Here is a 17,700-nt window from a genome sequence, read left to right as displayed (position 1 = left end):
TTATTGCATTGCGTATTTTTTCTTAAATTTCTCTACACGACCTGCTGCATCTACGATTTTTTCGCTACCTGTGAAGAAAGGATGGCAGCTCGAACAAATATCAACTCTTAACTCACTTTTGTTTGATTTAGTAACAAAAGTATTGCCACAAGCGCAGCTAACTTTGCATTCTACATATTCTGGATGAATTTCTTTTTTCATAGCTTTTTCCTTAAAATTAAAACAATAAGCGGTGATTATATTAAATTTAATATAAAAAAAACATTAATTTAAGTAAAATTAAAGCAATATTTTTGCAGCCACTGCAATGGCAGCACTTTGACTTCTCAAAATATTAGGAACTTTAAGGCAAATTTTTTCTTTAAACATTTGTTTTTCTTTGGGGCTAAATCCACCCTCTGGACCTATAAAATAAAGTCGAGTTTTATCAAATTCCTTTACCTCACCTTCAAAATCAACCAAAACAGCATCAGGAAAAACCTTGCTAAATTCTTGTATATTTTTATAGCTTTGAATTTGCATTTTGTGACTTCTTCCGCACTGCTCACAAGATGAAATGATGATTTTTTCTAATCTCTCAAAATCAAGTTTAAAATTTCTTTGAGAAAATTCAGTAAAAACAAGGTGTAATTTTTTAACTCCAAGTTCATTTAAAAAAGGAAGTGTTTTTTCCAAAATTTTAGTATCAATAACCGCCAAGGCTAAATCAAGTTCGCTTTGTGGATGAGACTTAAAATGCTTATGTAAAAAATAAAGCAAACAAGAATTACGATCTAAATTTGAAATTTTATATTCATAAATAAAATCATCCTCTAAATTTCTTAAAGATAAAATTTCACTTTCTTTAATTCTTCTTGCTTTCAAGTGAGCAAATTCTTCGCCCTTAAGTTTTAAAATTTCTTCCCCTGCTTGCTTGTGGTATAAAAATTGCATTTATAAATATTTACCTGTTAAAAAAGGTAAGATTAAAAGGACAAGTTCACAAAATAAAATCATAAAACTAATGCGTCTAAAAGTTATATAGCGTCTTAATCTACGAGCTTTTTTAAATTGTATAAAATGAAAAATAGCTAAAGCAAAAATAAAAATCCAAGAAAAAATCATGAGCCAAAGATTTAAATGTGTTTGAAATTGTTTAATCGCTAAAAGCAAAGAACCTGTAAAAAGCATCAAGGCTAAAAAAACATAGTATATAGGTAAAAACAAACAGATTCTGCGGATAAATATAAATTCGGTTTTAAAATTTCCTTGAGTCAAGACAAGATAAAAAAACATTAAAAATCCACTAGCATAAAGACTATAAAGATGTAGAGCTAAAAAAAATTCATAACTTTTATCCATTTATTTCTCCTTGCTGATATATTTTGCTAAATTTTCTCTTTGTTCTTGGGTTAAGAAATTATGAGCTTCATCTTTTAAATTTTGAAGTCTTTGAATAAATTTTTCACTGCTTAAATTTTTAATTGCAATACCTTTTTTGGTTTTAACTTCTCCTTTTTCTCCATGACAAGTAGCGCATTTTTGTTTATATAAAGAATTAATAACACTTGGATTTACATCATAGTCTTCGCTGATACTGGCCTCATCATCAACCGGTAAGGGCAAATTCGTATCGCTAAATTCGGTTTTTTCATCATTTTGTTCAATTTGTACTATTTCTTCGGTAGTATTTTGGTTTTTGTGATTAAATTCTTTATCATCACTACAAGCGTTTAAAAATAAAACTGCAAATAAGCTTATTAAAATACTTAAGTTTTTACCCATTAAACCTCCTTAGGATTTGTAAAAATGTGTAAATTTTTCAACTTATCATAAAATTCTATATCATTCCATTCTGCTTTTATAGCAGGTGAAAATTCTATATCTTCAAGTGTGATTTTTGGCATAGTAGGACTATAAGCATCTTCTTTAAACCCTTGTGCATAGCCTGTTCTTGTTTCATGTACTATAATGCTTTGCAAATTTACACCTTGTTCGCCATTTATCATCTTGGTTTGTTTTAATAAAGCATCGATTAAAATAAAAAATACACGGCAAAAATTTTCAGCACTGACATTAACAGGCAAGCTTATCCAGCGCTGCGAGTATTTTTTCATTTCATTTAAATAAGATTCATCATCTTGATTAAAAAGTGTAATAGCATGATCAAAGCTGTCAATAATTTGACGCATATGGGTTTTTAAAAGCCCAAAGTCATAAACCATTCCCGCATTATCTAAATACTTGCTTTCAAGTAAAACCTCAACCTTGTAAGAATGTCCATGAATACTACTTTTACAACGACTTGAAGAACAAAATCTAACAATATGAGCATTTTCAAATTCAAATAATTTTCTTATAATCATACACCCTCTTTATCATTCCAAAGACGAATATGGATTCTATCAGAATAATTATAACCATTTTTAATACAAAACTCGGCTATTTTTAAAGCATTTTGTTTTAAATTTTGCTCATTTTCCCCCATGGGCATACAAAAAATTTCATTAGGCGCTTTTTCTAAAATTTCTAAAATTTCTAATGCTGAACTTTCTAATTGACTAGAATTTAAAACAAATTTATAAAAACTATCTTTAGCGTATTGCTTAAAAGCTTTAAGAGCGTTGATATTTAATCTTCTTTCTTTACTCATCCCGCTATTTTGAAGCTTGACACTTAAAGCAAAAATACATTCTTTATAAAAAGGATATTTTTCAAAATCAAGTTCTATGCTTCCATTGCTTTCAAAATACACTTCAAAATTATTTTTCAATAAAGCTTGGATAAAATCGATAAATTCTGGATTTTCATGATGGATTAAGGGTTCTCCTCCAGTAATCACCACAATAGGATTAAAATCTTTTTTTAAATCAAGCACGCGTTTAAAAAGTTCACTTGCATTTAAAATTTCATATTCTTCATTAAATTCTTTAGTAAAAACTGCCCTTATAGTATCGCAACCTTTAAGAGTTTTTCCATTTTTAATAAGCTTTACCCCAAAGCCTGAGCAATTAAAATTACATCCTGCAAAACGCATAAAAATGGCTAGTTTTCCGCTATATTTGCCTTCTCCTTGTATACTTAAAAAACTTTCAACAAGTTGCAAATTTAACCTCCGGTTTGATAAAAAGCGCGAGATGAAGTTTCGTTATCTACCACACTCCATCTATTTTTTTCAGGTTTATTGCGTAATACTTCTTGTAAAATGTTTGCAGCAGCGTTAATATCACCTTTTCTCACTGCTTCTTTAATGCTTAAAGCCTCATCAAAATAAAGACAAGGTATAAGTAAACCCTCAGCGCTTAAGCGAATGCGGTTGCAAGAATCACAAAATTCATGGCTATGTGGATCTATAATCCCAAATTTATAACCATCCGCACTATAAATACTCACAGGAGCTTTTTCAGCTTTTTTAATGAGTTTTACTTGATATTTTTGACTTAGAATTTGTATGATTTCATCTCTTTTTAGACCTTGTAATTTCCCATAAGCGTGTATATTTTCCATAAATTCTATAAAGCGAATTTGAATATTTTTTGATTTTGCAAATTCCAAAAGAGGTATCAACTCATCATCATTTAAACCCTTTAACACAACAGTGTTTAGCTTGACTTTTAAACCTACGCTTAAGGCCTCATCAATCCCCGCTAAGACACTATCTAAAACATCTTTTTGCGCGAGAATTTTTGCTTTTTTGCTTTCTAGGGTATCAAGAGAGATATTTAAACGCTTCAGTCCAGCATCTTTAAGATCTTTAGCAAAATCTTTTAATAAAAAACCATTCGTTGTAATGGCTAAGTCAAGATCTTTTTTATAATCATTTATCATTTTTATAAACACACTTAAATCTTTACGCAATAAAGGCTCTCCTCCAGTGATACGAATTTTTTCGATCCCTTCATCAATAGCCACTTTAACAAACAAAAAAAGCTCTTCAAAGCTCAGTAAATTTTCTTTAGGTTGATGATTAAAAGGAATTTTTGGCATACAATAAAGACAACGAAAATTACATCTTTGGGTTACTGATATTCTAAGATAATTAATTTTTCTACCAAACTGATCAATTAACATTTTACCCTCCCTTGCGATTATTTGATAAGTTGTTTAAATTTTAAAACAAGCTCGACATTTCCCGTGCCTATGCGTAAATCTTTTGCAATTTGCTCTATACTTTTTCCCTCTTTAAACAAATCCACAATTTTTTGTTCTTCAGTATCATAATTTGGCGTTAGCTTTGTCATGCTTTGTGCCTTTTGTTCCAAATTTAAAATACGATTTTGTTGTTCATTTTGAAAATCTTCTATAATATACTCCATGGTTTTTAAAGTTCTTAAAACAGGAGTAATTTTTGCACTGATTTGTTTTTCAAGCGTGATTTGAATTTCTTCTTTTAATAAAGTGATTTTATAATCCTCTTCCTCTTGATCACCCTCATCTTTGACACCCAATTCTTTACGCAAATAATGAAGTTCTTTTGTGATATCTTCAACCACGCCTTGGAGTTTGTTTATTTTTGCATTGCTTTCTTTATCTTTGATATTCATATAAGCTAATATTGCAACCAAAAGCACGATCATAAAAACTAAATAAAGCACATCGTTACTCATTTTTGTCCTTTTTATTTCTTATCATATCTCTTTGCAACTGAACCACAAAAGCATCAAAAGCTATCCTATCTTCGGGTTTTATTTTGATAATTTGGGCTAATTTTTTATTTTGAGCTTTAGCAAAAATAGCCATTTTTTGATTATTAAGATCAAATCTTATGTAATACTCTTTTCCTTCTTCTAAAATTTCATCTAAAAAATTTAAATACTCAAAATTTAAAGATTCAACCACGCCTTTTTGTTTGAGTGCTAAAAGATCTTTATTTTTATCCAAAGAATCCTCAAGTCTTAAAATATCTTCTTTTAAGCTCAAAAGTAAATCAAAAATGATTTTCTCACCCTCATCAAAATCCACACGCAAGGCGAGTTTTTTCCACTTTGAAAGTTGAGAAATGGCACCTAATTTTAAATATTCTTGTAAAAAGTGGTTGTTTTCAATATCACAACACTCTAAAGAAGCTTCAAAGCCTGCTTTAAAAAGACTTATTTCCATACTAAATCAATCCAAATAAAAATAAAAAATATTATACTTAAATATCCATTTAAAGTAAAAAATGCTTTATCAATGTGAGCAAAATTTTTATGTACGATTTTATGTTCAAAAGCTAAAATAATGCCGCTGATAATCACTCCAAGTAATGCGATATTTCCAAGTGCTACTCCCCAAACCTGCCAAACAAAAAGCAACCAAAACAATACTGCTAATATATGACAAAAAGCTGAGATAAATAATGTCGCTTTAGAGCCAAATTTAGCAGGGATAGAATGAAGCCCTACTTTTTTATCGTACTCCATATCTTGTAAAGAATAAAGTAAGTCAAATCCAGCCGTCCAAAAAGTGACCCCTAAGCATAAAATCACGCTATAAATGTGAATTTCACCCATGACTATTACACTACCTGCAATAGGTGCAAGTCCTAAACAAAATCCTAAAACCAAGTGCGCTAAAGAACTAAAGCGTTTAAAAGCAGAGTAAATTGCTAATACAAAAAGTACAGGAAAAGAGAGATAAAAAGCCAAAGTATTGATAAAATAAGAACATACTATAAAAATAATTGCATTAAGGATGATAAAAATCCAAACGCTTTTGCGTCCTATTTTTCCACTGACATTAGGACGATTTGCACAGCGAGGATTGTCTTTATCGATATCTTCATCCATTAAACGATTCGTTGCCATAGCAAAATTTCTTGCACTTACAGCACAAATAATACCCAAAATCAAAGCCTTAAAACCAAACCAAGCGCTATCATTAACGAGTTTTGAAGCCACTATCATAGATGAAAATAAAAAGGGCAAGGCAAAAATAGAATGCTTAAATACCACAAGTTCTAAAATATCTTTAAATTTATTCCAAATTATATTCATGTTTCCACTTTAAAATATTTTTTGCTATGATTTTACTAAAATTTTCATAAATTTTAGGATAAATTATCACATGTTTTTTCAAATCGCACTTATAGGAACCACAGCCAGCGGAAAGACTTATATAGCAAATGCCTTAGCTAAAGAATTTAATGCAGTGGTTTTAAGCCTTGATAGTCTTTGTGTTTATAAAGAAATCAATATAGCTAATGCTAAGCCATCTAAAGATGAGCTTATGAATTTAAATTACTTTGGAGTAAATTTATTAAGTGTTGATAAGCATTTTAATGTAGAATTATTTATAAGAGAATACCAAAAAGCAAAAGAATTTGCTCTTATGAATGATTTGCCTTTGATTATAGTGGGTGGAACAGGCTTTTATCTAAAAACGATGATAGATGGTTTAAGTCAAAAAATTCAAGATACAACTAGCATTCTAAGTAATGATGAAATTTATACCCTTTTGTTAAAAATTGATCCGGCTTATAAAATAGAAAAAAATGATACTTATCGTCTTAGAAAATGGTTAAGCATTTATGAAAATACAAAGGAAATTCCTAGTGATTTTTTAAAAAGAACACAAAAAGATGGAGTGCTTAAGGATATTGAAATTTATGAACTTGTATGGGATAGGGAAATTCTAAGAAAGCGCATAGAAGCAAGAACAAAAGAAATGATTGATAGTGGGCTTATAGAAGAAGCAAGAATGCTTTTTTCAAATTTTGACAACAATCTTAAAGCATTAAATTCTATAGGGCTTAAGGAATGTAAAGAGTATTTAGAAAATAAAATTTCTTTAAAAGAGCTTGAAAGTTTGATTAGTATACATACATCACAGCTTGCCAAGCGTCAAAGAACTTTTAATAAAAAATTCCAAAGCACTCCTTTGGAATTTTCTAAAGCCCTAGAATTACTTAGAAATAAATTTTTAGCTAAAGAATAAATGCTCAACTAAAATTTTTATCCCTAAGATTATCAAAACAGCTCCTCCTAAAAATTCAGCTTTGTTTCTAAAGCGAGTGCCAAATTTATTGCCTAATTCTAAAGCAATAGCACATAAGATAAAAGTAATAGAGCCTATTAAAAATAATGCCAAAAACAAATCAACATCTAAAAAGGCAAAGCTAACTCCTATAGCTAAGGCATCAACACTTGTAGCTACAGCTAAGGCAAACATGATTTTAAATCCAAATTGATTTGAATTGGTGTCGCAATTTTCATTCTCAAAAGATTCTTTAATCATTTTTAGCCCAATTAAAGAAAGTAAAACAAAGGCTATCCAATGATCAATACTTGCAATAAAAGATGCAAAAGTGATACCTATAGCATATCCAATAGCTGGCATTAAAGCTTGAAAACCACCAAAATAAACTCCTGTAATAATATAGTGTTTTAAATTCAATTTTTTAACACTAAATCCCTTACATAAAGATACAGCAAAAGCATCCATCGCTAGTGCACAGGATAAAAGAATAAGACTATAAAAATCCATGATGACTCCTATGAAAGATGTAAAAGTTGAGAATTATAATAAAAATTTTCTTAATTAATTTTTTTAATGAAATTATGATTAAAAATTTATAGCAGTGGATTATATTTAATTAAACTTTAAGAATAAAAAATATATAATTCAACTTCATTTTTATTTTTACTCCTTTTAAACGTGGCCCATTCGTCTAGCGGTTAGGACATCGCCCTTTCACGGCGGTAACACGAGTTCGAGTCTCGTATGGGTCACCACTTAAATCCTTTTTTAATATTTCCGAAATCAATCATAGATGTTCTTTAGGATTTTTGCTTAATATTTTTATTGTTTTTCATAAAAATGGATTTATAAACTTATAAGAATTTTATTTGTAGAATTTTTTGTTTTATTAGAATGATGAGGATTAATAAACAAATGAGCCATGATACCAATTTTTTCTTGTTATATTTTAAAGATAAAATTCCAAAGGATTCTTTAATTTTTCTTAAGGAAAGTTTAGAAAAAGCAAGCGAAGAACAAAAAGAAAAGCTTTTGTTTACTAAACTGAAAAATCCCCTATATGGACTTTTATTTGCTTTTTTTGCTTCCTGGTTTAGATAGAATTTATAATGGCAATATAATTTTAGGTATACTTAAAATCATATCAGCAATACTTGTTTCTATAGGTTTAATAATAGCAGAAGATAAAAATGATGAAAGCGCTATGTTAATTTTTATAATTTTAGTTTTCATGCTAAGTGTTTGGGTGATTTTGGATTATTTTTTGGTATGGAAAGATATTTGTCAAAATAATCTTAAAAAAATTTTTGAAGTTTTACAATGAAGCAAGATAAAACGATATTGCTCATATTTAAAGATAAGATTCCCGAAGAAAGGCTATTTATCTTAGAGGAAGAATTAAAAAAAGCCAAAAAGATCTAAGTGCTCTTTATGCTATCTCTCTTAAAAATCCTTTGGTTGGCCTTGTATTAAGTATAACTGTGGGATTATTTGGGGTTGATAGATTTTATAAGGGCGATATCTTGTTAGCTTGTATTAAATTAGCTTTTTTTATAATACCTTTATTTGCTACTTTTGCTATCTTGATAGCATTGTTAAATGACAATCATTCGATTTTTATAGATTATTTTGCCATTTTTGCTTTAATGTTTGTTGTTGCTAGCATTTGGAAGCTTGTAGATATTTATCTTGTTTTTGTAGGTATTAAAAAAGATAATTTTCATAAAATTCTTAATTTTTTCTCTTAAAAAATGTCTTGGAAATTTAAAGAAATAATTAAAGACTTTCTTAGTCTTTTTATATAATTTTTATGCTACAATATTTTGTCAAACTACTAAATTAAAGGAGAAATTATGTTTGAATTAAGAAAATTACCTTATGATACCAATGCTTTTGGTGATTTTTTAAGTGCTGAAACTTTTAGTTATCATCATGGAAAACACCACAATACTTATGTAACAAATCTTAATAATCTTATCAAAGATACTGAATTTGCAAGTAAAGATCTTGTAAGCATTATTAAAAGTTCAAGTGGTGGAGTATTTAACAATGCTGCTCAAGTTTATAATCATGATTTTTATTTTGATTGCATTACTCCAAGCGCCTGTGAAGCAAAAGGCGATCTTAAAGCAGCCTTAGAAAAAGAATTTGATTCTTTAGAGAATTTCAAAGCTGAATTTATCAAAGGTGCGACAGGGGTTTTTGGTTCAGGTTGGTTTTGGTTAGTTTATAATACTAAAAATCAAAAATTAGAATTTGTGGGTACTTCAAATGCAGCTACGCCTATCACTGAAGATAAGGTTCCTTTACTTGTTGTGGATGTTTGGGAGCATGCTTATTATGTAGATCATCGCAATGCGCGTCCTGCGTATTTAGAAAAATTCTATGCTCATATTAACTGGGAATTTGTAGCAAAAGCTTATGAATGGGCTTTAAAAGAAGGTATGGGATCAGTTAGCTTTTATGCAAACGAACTTCACCCTGTAAAATAATACAAGGCATCTTCAAAGATGCCTTTTTACTCTCCTAAACTTGGAGTCATTTCGATAATCTTCCATGGAAGTCCTTGAGAATTAAGCTCATCCATAAAAGGTTTTGCGTCAAATTCTTCCATATTAAACACACCTTTTCCTTGCCAAATTCCTTTAGCGATTAGTTTTGTACCTATCATCGCAGGAACTCCTGTAGTGTAGCTTACCGCTTGTGCGCCGGTTTCTTTATAACATTCTTCGTGATTGCAAACATTATAAATATAAACTTGTCTGTCTTTGCCATCTTTTATACCACGGATTACACAACCTATATTGGTATAACCTTTTGTGCGAGGACCTAAACTTGCAGGATCAGGAAGTAGGGTTTTTAAAAATTCTATAGGAATGATTTCTTTACCTTGATGCATCACAGGTTTTATACCTAGCATTCCGACATTTTCAAGGCATTTCATATGGGTTAAATAACTTTGTCCAAAAGTCATAAAAAAGCGAATTCTCTTCAAGCCCTTGATATTTTTTACCAAGCTTTCAAGCTCTTCGTGATAAAGTAAGTAACTATCTTTTACGCCTACTTCAGGATAATCCCATTCCATTTTTATTTCCATCGGTTCGGTTTCTATCCACTCGCCTTTTTCCCAGTAGCGTCCCTTAGCAGAAACTTCTCTAAGATTGATTTCGGGATTAAAATTAGTCGCAAAAGCATAGCCATGATCGCCTGCGTTACAATCTAAAATATCTATATAAGAAATTTCATCAAATAAATTTTGCTGCGCATAAGCACAAAAAACATTTGTAACGCCAGGATCAAACCCACTTCCTAAAAGTCCTAAAATTCCTGCTTCTTTAAATTTATCATTTCTTGCCCATTGTTCTTTATACTCAAATTTAGCTAGATCTGGATGCTCATAGTTTGCTGTATCAACATAATCAATTCCTGCTTTTATGCAAGCATCCATCAAGCTTAAATCCTGATAAGGCAAAGCTACATTAAGCAAAATTTGCGCCCCTGTTTTTTTAATAAGCTGTACAACCGCATCGCTATCATCTGCATCAATTTGTGCGGTTTGAATTTCTACTCCTAGACGCTCTTTGATAAAACTAGCAATTTCATCGCATTTGCTTTTGGTTCTACTTGCTAGAGTGATTTTACTAAAGGTATCTGAATTCATTGCGCATTTTACGGTAGCTACGCGACTTACTCCGCCTGCACCTATGATTAAAAGATTTTTCATTGGTCGTGTCCTTAAAGAAATTTTAGGAATTTTAGCTAAAAATTGATAATATCAAAATTTATTTTTTCTTTTAGCATGTAATTTGAGCTTAGCAACATAAAAAAATCTATATTTTTATATCTTACTTTGAGTCTATAAAAAGCTCCTAAAAATTCTTTTTGCAAAATTGTAGCTTCAAAACGATTTCCTATTTTAAGTTCTGCATAGCCAAAAGTATAATTTTTCGAAGCGATCCACTGAAAAAATTCATCTTCTAAATCAAGCTCTTCTTCTATGATATTTAAATCAGGTAAAATTCTAGCACTTTTATGATTAGGCTTAAAATAAAGCTCTTTAGGATCTGCATGAGCTAGAATTTCTCCTTTATCAAGAAAGGCGATTTTATCAGACATACAATAAGCATCCTCAATATCGTGAGTTACCATAATGGCTGTAATTTTTTGTTTTTGTATGAGTTTTTTTAGCTCTCTTCTTAAGTCTTGTTTTAAATTCTGATCTAAATTAGAAAAAGGTTCATCTAAAAGCAAAAGTTTACAGCCTCTTGCTACTGCTCTAGCAAAACCCACTCTTTGAGCTTGTCCGCCTGAAATTTCATCAATTTTCTTATATCTTAAATTTTCAATTTCAAAGGTTTTTAACAAATCCTCTAAAATTTGTTTTTTATCTTTTTTATCATAGAGTGCAAAAAGTATATTTTTTTCAACATTTAAATGGGGAAATAAAGCATAGTTTTGAAACATCATCGCCACTTCACCCTTGCATTTTAAAAATTCACAAGAGCTCGCTTGTTCTAACTTGGCGATGATTCTTAAAAGTGTACTTTTACCACTTCCGCTCCCTCCTAAAATGCTTAAAAATTCTCCTTCTTTAACATGAAGATTGATATTTTTTAAAGCTTGTATTTTGCCAAAATTTTTTGATAGGTTTTTAATTTCTAACATCATCTTTCCTTGTGATTTTATCCATCCAAATAACAACTATTAAAGAAAGTAAAACAATGAGCAGCGAAGGCAAAGCAGCATCATAAATTCTTTCATCGCTTGCAAACCAAAAAGCTTTTACGCTTAGAGTTTCAAAACCAAAAGGAGCTAAAATTCTACTCAAAGGAAGTTCTTTTATAGTATCGATAAAAACAATGATAAAAGCCAAAAATAAAAAATGTTTCATTAAAGGAGTATGAATTTTAAAAAATAAGATCAAATAGCTAGGCCTTAAATTTAAACTTGCTTCATCGGTGTTAAGATGGATTTTATTACAACCCCCTTCTAAAGAATAAATTGCACTCGCTAGAAAACGAATAATATAAGCAAAAACTAAAATAATCAATGAAGTGCCTAATAAATTAAGATGAAAAATTTTATCTAAAAACACGAAAAGGACAATCATGCTAATCCCTAAAGCAGCTGCGGGTATAGAATAACCCAAAGAACTTAGCTCAAGGATGCATAGGCTGAAAAAATTATTTTTTATGATTCTTGAGCTAAACATTAAAAAATAAGCCAGTAAAGTCGTAATCAAAGCTGTGATGAAAGCTAGTATAATGGTTTGAAAACTAATGATATAAAATTCTGCTTCAAAAAGTTTAAAATCTTTTAGCCCCCAATAAACAAGCCATATAAAAGGCAAGATAAATCCTAATAAAGCGATGATAAAACAATAAAAACAGGCTAAAATTTGCTTTATATGACTTAATTTCCTTTTTTTGATAAAAAGAGTTAAATTTTGATTAAAACTATAATGATGCTTGTTTTTATAATAATAATCTATATACATGATTAAAAAAACAAAAATCATCAAAATTCCTGATAAAATACTCGATGAATAAGAATCATTTAAATCATACCATAGTTTAAAAATCCCTGCCGAAAAGGTATCTACTCCCAAATAAGCCGAAGCTCCATAATCGCTTAAAGTTTCCATCAACACAAGCAAGGCTCCAGAAAAAATAGCAGGCCTTGCACTTAAAAGCATGACGCGTGAAAAAATTCTAAATTCAGAATATCCCATAATTTTAGCTACTTCATAAGCTTCTATGGCTTCGCTTTTAAAAGCGGTTTTAGCAAATAAGTAAATATAAGGATATAAAGAAATTCCTAAGACAAAAATAACTCCATAATGGTTGAAAAAATCTATCCTAAAACCAAAAATTTCATGAAAAAAGCCCTGAAAATCCATAATCCCAACATATACAAAAGCTAAAATATAAGCAGGTATTGCCAAGGGTAAAATAAGTAATTTTTCTAAAATCCTGCAAAAGTAAAAATTATAATTTGCCATCAAATAAGCACTACTTACACCTAAAATCAAACTTAACAATAACACCCCTATACTAACTATCAAAGTATCTTTGATGAATTTTAAAAACAAATAATCAAAAAAATGACTCAAATTTTCTTTAATAGATGAAATTTCAGCCAAATTGCTTGTATTGAAATTTTGAAAAAGAATATAAAAAAGCTCAGCAAAGATACCAAAAATAGGCAAAGTAAGAAAAAGGGCAAGTAAAATTGCCCCTATCTTGTAATATTTTAGGGTTTTAAGCATTATCTAAAACCGACTTGATCATAAATTTTAACAGCCTCTTTAATATTTTCTGCTATTTGACTCACAGGTATTTGATCTTCTTTAAAAGTTCCAAAATCTTTTACCGTTTGGCTTAATTCTACATCATTTCTTATAGGAAATTCATAATTGCTATCAGTGAGAATTTTTTGAATTTCTGGAGTTAGCATAAATTCCATAAATTTCTTAGCAGCTTCTTGATTTTTACTTGATTTTGTCATAGCAATACCGCTAATGTTTATATGGGTTCCTCTATTGTCTTGATTTGGAAAAATAATACCTAAGGAATTTCCAACTTCTACATCTTTTGGATTTTTAGAATTTTTTAAAAGCCCTATATAATAAGTATTCATAACAGCAAATTTAGCCTCACCTGCAAAAACTTGTCTGGCTTGATCCCTATCTCCACCCTTTGGCTTGGTCGCAAGATTGTCAAGCACGCCCTTAGCCCATGCTTTAGCGTTTTCATCTCCATCATTAGCTATAATAGAAGCTAAAAGAGTTTTGCTATAAGGAGCTGTAGCACTTCTCATAACGATTTGCCCTTTAAATTCAGGCTTAGCTAAATCTTCATAGTTTTTCATTTTACTAATGTCTGTATTTGCATTTTTATTATAAGCGATAATCCTTGCTCTTTTTGTAATCGCAAACCATTCTCCATCCTTATCTCTTAAATGAGCGGGTATAGTATCTTCTAAATATTTTGACTTAACGGGGCTTAAAAGTCCAGAATTTTTTGCTTCTGTAAGATTGGATATATCGGCTGTTATAAAAATATCAGCAGGCGAATTGCTTCCTTCAAGCGAAAGTCTTTTGATGAGCTCTGAAGCTTTAGCTTGAGTATGATTGACTTTAATGCCCGTTTTTTCTTCAAATTTCTTAATGATCTGAAAATCAGCATCGTAATGTCTTGCTGAGTAAATGTTAAGTTCTGCAGCACCTAGTAAAGAAAAACCTAATAAACATAAAGAAAAGATTTTTTTCATTATTTGTCCTTATATTGAGAATTATAGTTAGTTTTATCATGATCTTTAAAATCAGCATTAGAATGTTCAGAGCACGCAAATGCAAAACCTAAACAAAATAAAAATAAAACTAATTTTTTCATTATTTCTCCCCTTTTTTATGATTAAAATTAGACTAATTTTTGATAAAAGATATTAATATTAAAAAGTAAATATAAAGTAACTTAATGATTTTTCTAATGATAAGTATTTTCATTTTATTATAATTAATTTTGATACTAATTATAAATAATTAAATTTAATATAAATATTTAAGAGTATTTTTATATATAAAATATTAATATTCAATATCAAAAATAAACCACTAAGAAAGTAACAATAACAATGAAATTTTATACTATTTTAAACATTCTATTTATAAGCTTTATGTTGAGCGCTTGTGCTGTTTTACAAAAATCACCTCAACTTCAAGAAAATAAAGATTTTTATATACTTGATACTCATACTCAAAAAAAGATTTCTTTTGAAGATATGATTTTAGAATTATTAAAAGCAGATGTGATACTGCTTGGTGAAAAACACGATGAAACAAAACACAAGATAAGTCAAGTTATGATTTTTAATGCTTTAGAAGGAAATTTAAGTTCTCAAAATATAAGCTTTGATGTGGCTTTAGAAATGTTAGCAAGCACAGAGCAAAATCACTTAGATAAAGCTTTTAAAAATAAAAAAACCATTAAAACCAATGAACTTACTAATGCGTTAAATTGGGATAAGGGCTGGAAATGGAAAGATTATGATCAATTTGTCAATGCAGTTTTTTATTCAAGAGCAAAAATATTAGGCGCAAATCTTTCACGCTCAGAAATTACAAGTATTTATAATGGAGTTCAGCCCTTAAAGGGCTATGTTTCAACCACAAATGAAGTAAAAAAACAAATTTTTGACATTATATCCTTAAGTCATAAATTAAATCCTCAAGAAAATAAAGAATTACTAGATAAATTGGTGGAAATTCAACAATTCAAAGACAGGCGTATGGCTGATGTATTGGTTCATCATGTAAATAAAGTTTTATTGCTAGCTGGAAGCTATCATACAAGTAAAAAAATAGGAATTCCTTTACATATACAAGATTTTAAAAGCAGTAAAAAAATAGTTGTAGTGAATTTAAGCTATGGAGAAATAGATTTAAAAGACAGTGATTATGTTTTGATTTATAAGGGGGAGGAATGAAAAAATTAAGTTTATTTTGTGCTGTAGGTTTATGTTTTGCTAGTTTTGCTTTTTCTGAAGAATTAGAATTTGATAGTCTTGAAATTTCAGGCTCAAAAATCAAAAACGATGAAAAGCCCTTTGTAACTCCTGGAGCAACAAGCACAAGAGATAATTTAAATTCAAGTACCCAGAGTATAGATTCTATAGTGCGTAGTGTTCCTGGTGCATACACTCAAGTAGATCAAGCACAAGGTGGAGTTTCGGTAAATATTCGCGGTATGACAGGACTTGGAAGAGTAAATACCCAAATTGATGGTGTAACTCAGACTTTTTTTGGCTCTGCAAGCGATGATAGCTTCCATGGACAAATTGGAACTTCAAGTTTTACAGCCCCAATAGATAAAAATTTTTTAGTTGCCTTAGATGTTAATCGTGGAACTTTTAGCGGGGCAAATGGAGCTAATGCTTTAATGGGTTCAGCTAATTTTAGAACTATAGGCGTAGATGATATAGTGCAAGAAGGAAGAGTTTTTGGCCTTTTAGGAAAATACTCTTATGGTAGTAATGCTATAGGACCTGATTTTATGGGCGCTATAGCAGGAAAAACTATGTTAGAAAATAATGCTAGCTTGGGCGTTTTATTTGCTTATAGTGGGCAAAATGTTTCTCAAAATTATAAAATTGGAGGTGGAGGCTATATAGGCGATCAAAAGCCCCCAATCGATACTGATGATGATGGCATTCCAGATGATAATTTAGCAGCACCTATAAACCCAAATAATCTTTATAATCAGCCTAGAAGTCAACTCTTTAAAGTAGAATACAAATCCGATATTAGTGAGGCGATTTTAAACTATAGAGCTTATAAGAACAATCTTGCGGGTAGAAAGATTACAAATGATACTTATCAAATTGACTATCGTTTAAATCCTGATTCTAATCTTTTGGATTTAAAATTTTTATTTGCTTACAATGATGGAAAGCAAAAGTATAATCAAGGCAGCACTTGGGGTTATCACGATATGAGTGGAGTTAAGACTAAAAATCGAGCGGTAACTTTTGATCTTAGCAATACCATGAATAAAGAATTTTCACAAGATTCAAATTTGTATTTTACTTATGGGGTTAATATTTTAAACAATCGTTATAGTAATGATTTTCCACAAGATAGAGTGCTTTTGCCTTATATTTTAACTAGTTTTTATCCTAAAGGAAAACAAGATGTCAAAGCCCTTTATTTGGATACGAGTTTTACAAAGGGAATTTTTACTTTAAATTCTAATGTTAATTGGATCAATGCACAACTAAGTGGGTATAAAGGAGTTTGTAGCGCAGCTAATCCTTATTGTCAGCCAAAAAATGCGACAAATTTAGAAAAGGATTACAGTAATTTTAATTATTCTTTGATGCTTTCAGCAGATATCCATCCGCTTTTTAATCCTTTTATTTCTTATTCTAAAAACCATAGAATTCCAAATGTCCAAGAGTATTTTTTCACCCATGATGCAAGTTTTGAGCATAATATGAACACATTTTTAAGGGCTGAAAGTGCAAATACTTATCAAATCGGTTTTAATTCTTTTGCACATGAAATTTTAAATGATAGTGATACTTTAGGTTTTAAAGTGCTTTATTATGATACTCAGGTAAAAAATTATATTTACAATAGAAGATATTGGCAAAAAGCTGACGATGCTATCTTTCTTATGCAATTAAATGATGATGAAAAAGCTAAATTCCACGGAGTTGAGCTTGAATTCAAATATGATACAGGATTTTTTTATTCTATACTATCTTATACTTATCAAAAATCCAAGCATAAATTTTCAGATACAGAATCTTTAGAAACAGGTGGAGCCCAATCAGGCCAAAGCCAATTTGCTCAACTTCCAGAGCATTATGCTAATCTTGATATGGGTGTAAGATTATTTGAAGAAAAGCTGACTTTAGGTGTTCTTGCTAAATACACAGGAAAAGCAAAGAGAATAGCTCCTGTAGGCAGTTTAGATGATGATCCAAACAATCCTGATGCTATAGCTCCGCTTAAAACTACAGATGAATTACCAAAAATACCAACTATCGTTGATCTTTATGCAAATTATAAAATTTTGAAAAACTTTACAATCAAAGCAGAAGTACAAAATTTATTTGACAAAAACTATATGGATGCGCTTTATGCTTATAATACTGGTGATAGTCAAAATGTTGGAGGGTTATTTAATCCTATTTATATTTATAATAACTCTGCTCGCGGTCGCACCTTTATAGTAAGTTTTGAATATAAATATTAAGGAA

22 protein-coding genes and 1 tRNA gene are annotated in these 17,700 nt (G+C 29.9%); 7 read left to right on the top strand and 16 right to left on the bottom strand.

What is annotated here, in order from left to right; all coding sequences use genetic code 11:
- The 10 genes from rpmE to mqnP all read right to left on the bottom strand — a co-directional run bounded on the left by rpmE (position 1) and on the right by mqnP (position 5,954).
- The gene (gene rpmE, locus BGS43_RS06045; protein ID WP_002778612.1) at positions 1 to 201 is read right to left on the bottom strand and encodes a 50S ribosomal protein L31; all 201 of its coding nucleotides are present in this window, start codon (positions 199 to 201) and stop codon (positions 1 to 3) included.
- 78 nt (positions 202 to 279) lie between these two features.
- A complete protein-coding gene (locus tag BGS43_RS06040; protein ID WP_072226936.1) occupies positions 280 to 933 on the bottom strand; it encodes a 16S rRNA (uracil(1498)-N(3))-methyltransferase in 654 nt (217 codons plus the stop codon).
- Positions 934 to 1,341, bottom strand: coding sequence for a hypothetical protein (locus BGS43_RS06035; protein WP_057044575.1), 408 nt, complete (start codon positions 1,339 to 1,341; stop codon positions 934 to 936).
- Positions 1,342 to 1,764: a c-type cytochrome gene (locus BGS43_RS06030; protein ID WP_002778601.1), complete on the bottom strand. Its 423-nt coding sequence runs from the start codon at positions 1,762 to 1,764 to the stop codon at positions 1,342 to 1,344.
- A complete protein-coding gene (locus BGS43_RS06025; RefSeq protein ID WP_002778599.1) occupies positions 1,764 to 2,345 on the bottom strand; it encodes a 6-pyruvoyl trahydropterin synthase family protein in 582 nt (193 codons plus the stop codon). Before BGS43_RS06025 ends, BGS43_RS06030 begins: the two co-directional genes overlap by 1 nt.
- Positions 2,342 to 3,085 (bottom strand): 7-carboxy-7-deazaguanine synthase QueE, encoded by a 744-nt coding sequence (locus tag BGS43_RS06020; RefSeq protein ID WP_096569184.1) that lies wholly within the window; start codon positions 3,083 to 3,085, stop codon positions 2,342 to 2,344. Before BGS43_RS06020 ends, BGS43_RS06025 begins: the two co-directional genes overlap by 4 nt.
- 2 nt (positions 3,086 to 3,087) lie before the next feature.
- Positions 3,088 to 4,050, bottom strand: coding sequence for a GTP 3',8-cyclase MoaA (gene moaA, locus BGS43_RS06015; RefSeq protein WP_044600549.1), 963 nt, complete (start codon positions 4,048 to 4,050; stop codon positions 3,088 to 3,090).
- A gap of 17 nt (positions 4,051 to 4,067) precedes the next feature.
- Entirely contained in the window at positions 4,068 to 4,586 is a 519-nt protein-coding gene (locus tag BGS43_RS06010; protein ID WP_002825620.1) for a DUF6115 domain-containing protein, read from the bottom strand.
- A complete protein-coding gene (locus BGS43_RS06005) occupies positions 4,579 to 5,079 on the bottom strand; it encodes a hypothetical protein (RefSeq protein WP_002825621.1) in 501 nt (166 codons plus the stop codon). Before BGS43_RS06005 ends, BGS43_RS06010 begins: the two co-directional genes overlap by 8 nt.
- Positions 5,070 to 5,954: a menaquinone biosynthesis prenyltransferase MqnP gene (gene mqnP / locus BGS43_RS06000; protein ID WP_002825622.1), complete on the bottom strand. Its 885-nt coding sequence runs from the start codon at positions 5,952 to 5,954 to the stop codon at positions 5,070 to 5,072. The genes BGS43_RS06005 and mqnP overlap by 10 nt, the downstream gene beginning before the upstream one ends.
- 70 nt (positions 5,955 to 6,024) lie before the next feature.
- Between mqnP and miaA the strand changes: the two genes are divergently transcribed.
- Entirely contained in the window at positions 6,025 to 6,894 is an 870-nt protein-coding gene (gene miaA / locus BGS43_RS05995) for a tRNA (adenosine(37)-N6)-dimethylallyltransferase MiaA (RefSeq protein ID WP_002825624.1), read from the top strand.
- On the opposite strand, the gene BGS43_RS05990 is transcribed toward miaA, so the two are convergent.
- Positions 6,880 to 7,443: a manganese efflux pump MntP gene (locus tag BGS43_RS05990; RefSeq protein ID WP_002778585.1), complete on the bottom strand. Its 564-nt coding sequence runs from the start codon at positions 7,441 to 7,443 to the stop codon at positions 6,880 to 6,882. The two genes, miaA and BGS43_RS05990, sit on opposite strands and share 15 nt — an antisense overlap.
- 173 nt (positions 7,444 to 7,616) lie before the next feature.
- Here BGS43_RS05990 and BGS43_RS05985 point away from each other — a divergent pair.
- The 4 genes from BGS43_RS05985 to sodB all read left to right on the top strand — a co-directional run bounded on the left by BGS43_RS05985 (position 7,617) and on the right by sodB (position 9,428).
- Positions 7,617 to 7,691: transfer RNA gene (locus BGS43_RS05985), tRNA-Glu, on the top strand.
- A 317-nt stretch (positions 7,692 to 8,008) separates the two neighbouring features.
- Positions 8,009 to 8,260 (top strand): hypothetical protein, encoded by a 252-nt coding sequence (locus BGS43_RS09870; RefSeq protein ID WP_002825629.1) that lies wholly within the window; start codon positions 8,009 to 8,011, stop codon positions 8,258 to 8,260.
- A gap of 157 nt (positions 8,261 to 8,417) precedes the next feature.
- Complete coding sequence (locus BGS43_RS05975; protein ID WP_059008157.1) at positions 8,418 to 8,684, top strand: hypothetical protein; 267 nt, start codon at positions 8,418 to 8,420, stop codon at positions 8,682 to 8,684.
- 105 nt (positions 8,685 to 8,789) lie between these two features.
- Complete coding sequence (gene sodB / locus BGS43_RS05970; RefSeq protein ID WP_025399305.1) at positions 8,790 to 9,428, top strand: superoxide dismutase [Fe]; 639 nt, start codon at positions 8,790 to 8,792, stop codon at positions 9,426 to 9,428.
- 26 nt (positions 9,429 to 9,454) lie between these two features.
- Here sodB and BGS43_RS05965 read toward each other — a convergent pair whose 3' ends face one another.
- Genes BGS43_RS05965 through BGS43_RS05945 form a run of 5 tightly spaced genes read right to left on the bottom strand, consistent with a single transcriptional unit; the run spans position 9,455 to position 14,330 of the window.
- Complete coding sequence (locus BGS43_RS05965; protein WP_002825632.1) at positions 9,455 to 10,660, bottom strand: saccharopine dehydrogenase family protein; 1,206 nt, start codon at positions 10,658 to 10,660, stop codon at positions 9,455 to 9,457.
- 35 nt (positions 10,661 to 10,695) lie between these two features.
- Entirely contained in the window at positions 10,696 to 11,604 is a 909-nt protein-coding gene (locus BGS43_RS05960) for an ABC transporter ATP-binding protein (protein ID WP_096569181.1), read from the bottom strand.
- Positions 11,588 to 13,204, bottom strand: coding sequence for an ABC transporter permease (locus tag BGS43_RS05955; protein WP_096569176.1), 1,617 nt, complete (start codon positions 13,202 to 13,204; stop codon positions 11,588 to 11,590). Before BGS43_RS05955 ends, BGS43_RS05960 begins: the two co-directional genes overlap by 17 nt.
- Complete coding sequence (locus tag BGS43_RS05950; RefSeq protein ID WP_002825635.1) at positions 13,204 to 14,208, bottom strand: Fe(3+) ABC transporter substrate-binding protein; 1,005 nt, start codon at positions 14,206 to 14,208, stop codon at positions 13,204 to 13,206. The genes BGS43_RS05955 and BGS43_RS05950 overlap by 1 nt, the downstream gene beginning before the upstream one ends.
- Positions 14,208 to 14,330 (bottom strand): hypothetical protein, encoded by a 123-nt coding sequence (locus tag BGS43_RS05945; protein WP_052785078.1) that lies wholly within the window; start codon positions 14,328 to 14,330, stop codon positions 14,208 to 14,210. Before BGS43_RS05945 ends, BGS43_RS05950 begins: the two co-directional genes overlap by 1 nt.
- Before the next feature lie 241 nt (positions 14,331 to 14,571).
- Here BGS43_RS05945 and BGS43_RS05940 point away from each other — a divergent pair, with 241 nt between their 5' ends.
- Together BGS43_RS05940 and BGS43_RS05935 are read left to right on the top strand one after the other, a co-directional pair.
- Positions 14,572 to 15,423 carry a ChaN family lipoprotein gene (locus tag BGS43_RS05940; protein ID WP_002838013.1) on the top strand — a complete coding sequence of 284 codons (852 nt, stop codon included), beginning with the start codon at positions 14,572 to 14,574 and terminating at the stop codon, positions 15,421 to 15,423.
- A complete protein-coding gene (locus tag BGS43_RS05935; protein WP_025399306.1) occupies positions 15,420 to 17,696 on the top strand; it encodes a TonB-dependent receptor domain-containing protein in 2,277 nt (758 codons plus the stop codon). Before BGS43_RS05940 ends, BGS43_RS05935 begins: the two co-directional genes overlap by 4 nt.
- Positions 17,697 to 17,700 lie beyond the last annotated feature (4 nt).

Source organism: Campylobacter sp. 110 (genome assembly GCF_002383965.1).
Lineage (GTDB): Bacteria > Campylobacterota > Campylobacteria > Campylobacterales > Campylobacteraceae > Campylobacter_D > Campylobacter_D coli.
The sequence above is the reverse complement of the archived record's forward strand: the minus strand, read 5'-3'. Positions and strand labels throughout refer to the sequence as shown.

Coding starts and splice junctions, on each gene's coding strand:
- BGS43_RS05990 (WP_002778585.1), bottom strand. CDS start 7,443: ATGGATTTTTATAGTCTTATTCTTTTATCCTGTGCACTAGCGATGGAT.
- BGS43_RS05955 (WP_096569176.1), bottom strand. CDS start 13,204: ATGCTTAAAACCCTAAAATATTACAAGATAGGGGCAATTTTACTTGCC.
- BGS43_RS05960 (WP_096569181.1), bottom strand. CDS start 11,604: ATGATGTTAGAAATTAAAAACCTATCAAAAAATTTTGGCAAAATACAA.
- BGS43_RS06040 (WP_072226936.1), bottom strand. CDS start 933: ATGCAATTTTTATACCACAAGCAAGCAGGGGAAGAAATTTTAAAACTT.
- BGS43_RS05940 (WP_002838013.1), top strand. CDS start 14,572: ATGAAATTTTATACTATTTTAAACATTCTATTTATAAGCTTTATGTTG.
- BGS43_RS06010 (WP_002825620.1), bottom strand. CDS start 4,586: ATGAGTAACGATGTGCTTTATTTAGTTTTTATGATCGTGCTTTTGGTT.
- BGS43_RS06025 (WP_002778599.1), bottom strand. CDS start 2,345: ATGATTATAAGAAAATTATTTGAATTTGAAAATGCTCATATTGTTAGA.
- BGS43_RS05935 (WP_025399306.1), top strand. CDS start 15,420: ATGAAAAAATTAAGTTTATTTTGTGCTGTAGGTTTATGTTTTGCTAGT.
- BGS43_RS05965 (WP_002825632.1), bottom strand. CDS start 10,660: ATGAAAAATCTTTTAATCATAGGTGCAGGCGGAGTAAGTCGCGTAGCT.
- BGS43_RS06030 (WP_002778601.1), bottom strand. CDS start 1,764: ATGGGTAAAAACTTAAGTATTTTAATAAGCTTATTTGCAGTTTTATTT.
- moaA (WP_044600549.1), bottom strand. CDS start 4,050: ATGTTAATTGATCAGTTTGGTAGAAAAATTAATTATCTTAGAATATCA.
- rpmE (WP_002778612.1), bottom strand. CDS start 201: ATGAAAAAAGAAATTCATCCAGAATATGTAGAATGCAAAGTTAGCTGC.
- BGS43_RS06035 (WP_057044575.1), bottom strand. CDS start 1,341: ATGGATAAAAGTTATGAATTTTTTTTAGCTCTACATCTTTATAGTCTT.
- BGS43_RS06005 (WP_002825621.1), bottom strand. CDS start 5,079: ATGGAAATAAGTCTTTTTAAAGCAGGCTTTGAAGCTTCTTTAGAGTGT.
- BGS43_RS05945 (WP_052785078.1), bottom strand. CDS start 14,330: ATGAAAAAATTAGTTTTATTTTTATTTTGTTTAGGTTTTGCATTTGCG.
- sodB (WP_025399305.1), top strand. CDS start 8,790: ATGTTTGAATTAAGAAAATTACCTTATGATACCAATGCTTTTGGTGAT.
- mqnP (WP_002825622.1), bottom strand. CDS start 5,954: ATGAATATAATTTGGAATAAATTTAAAGATATTTTAGAACTTGTGGTA.
- BGS43_RS05950 (WP_002825635.1), bottom strand. CDS start 14,208: ATGAAAAAAATCTTTTCTTTATGTTTATTAGGTTTTTCTTTACTAGGT.
- miaA (WP_002825624.1), top strand. CDS start 6,025: ATGTTTTTTCAAATCGCACTTATAGGAACCACAGCCAGCGGAAAGACT.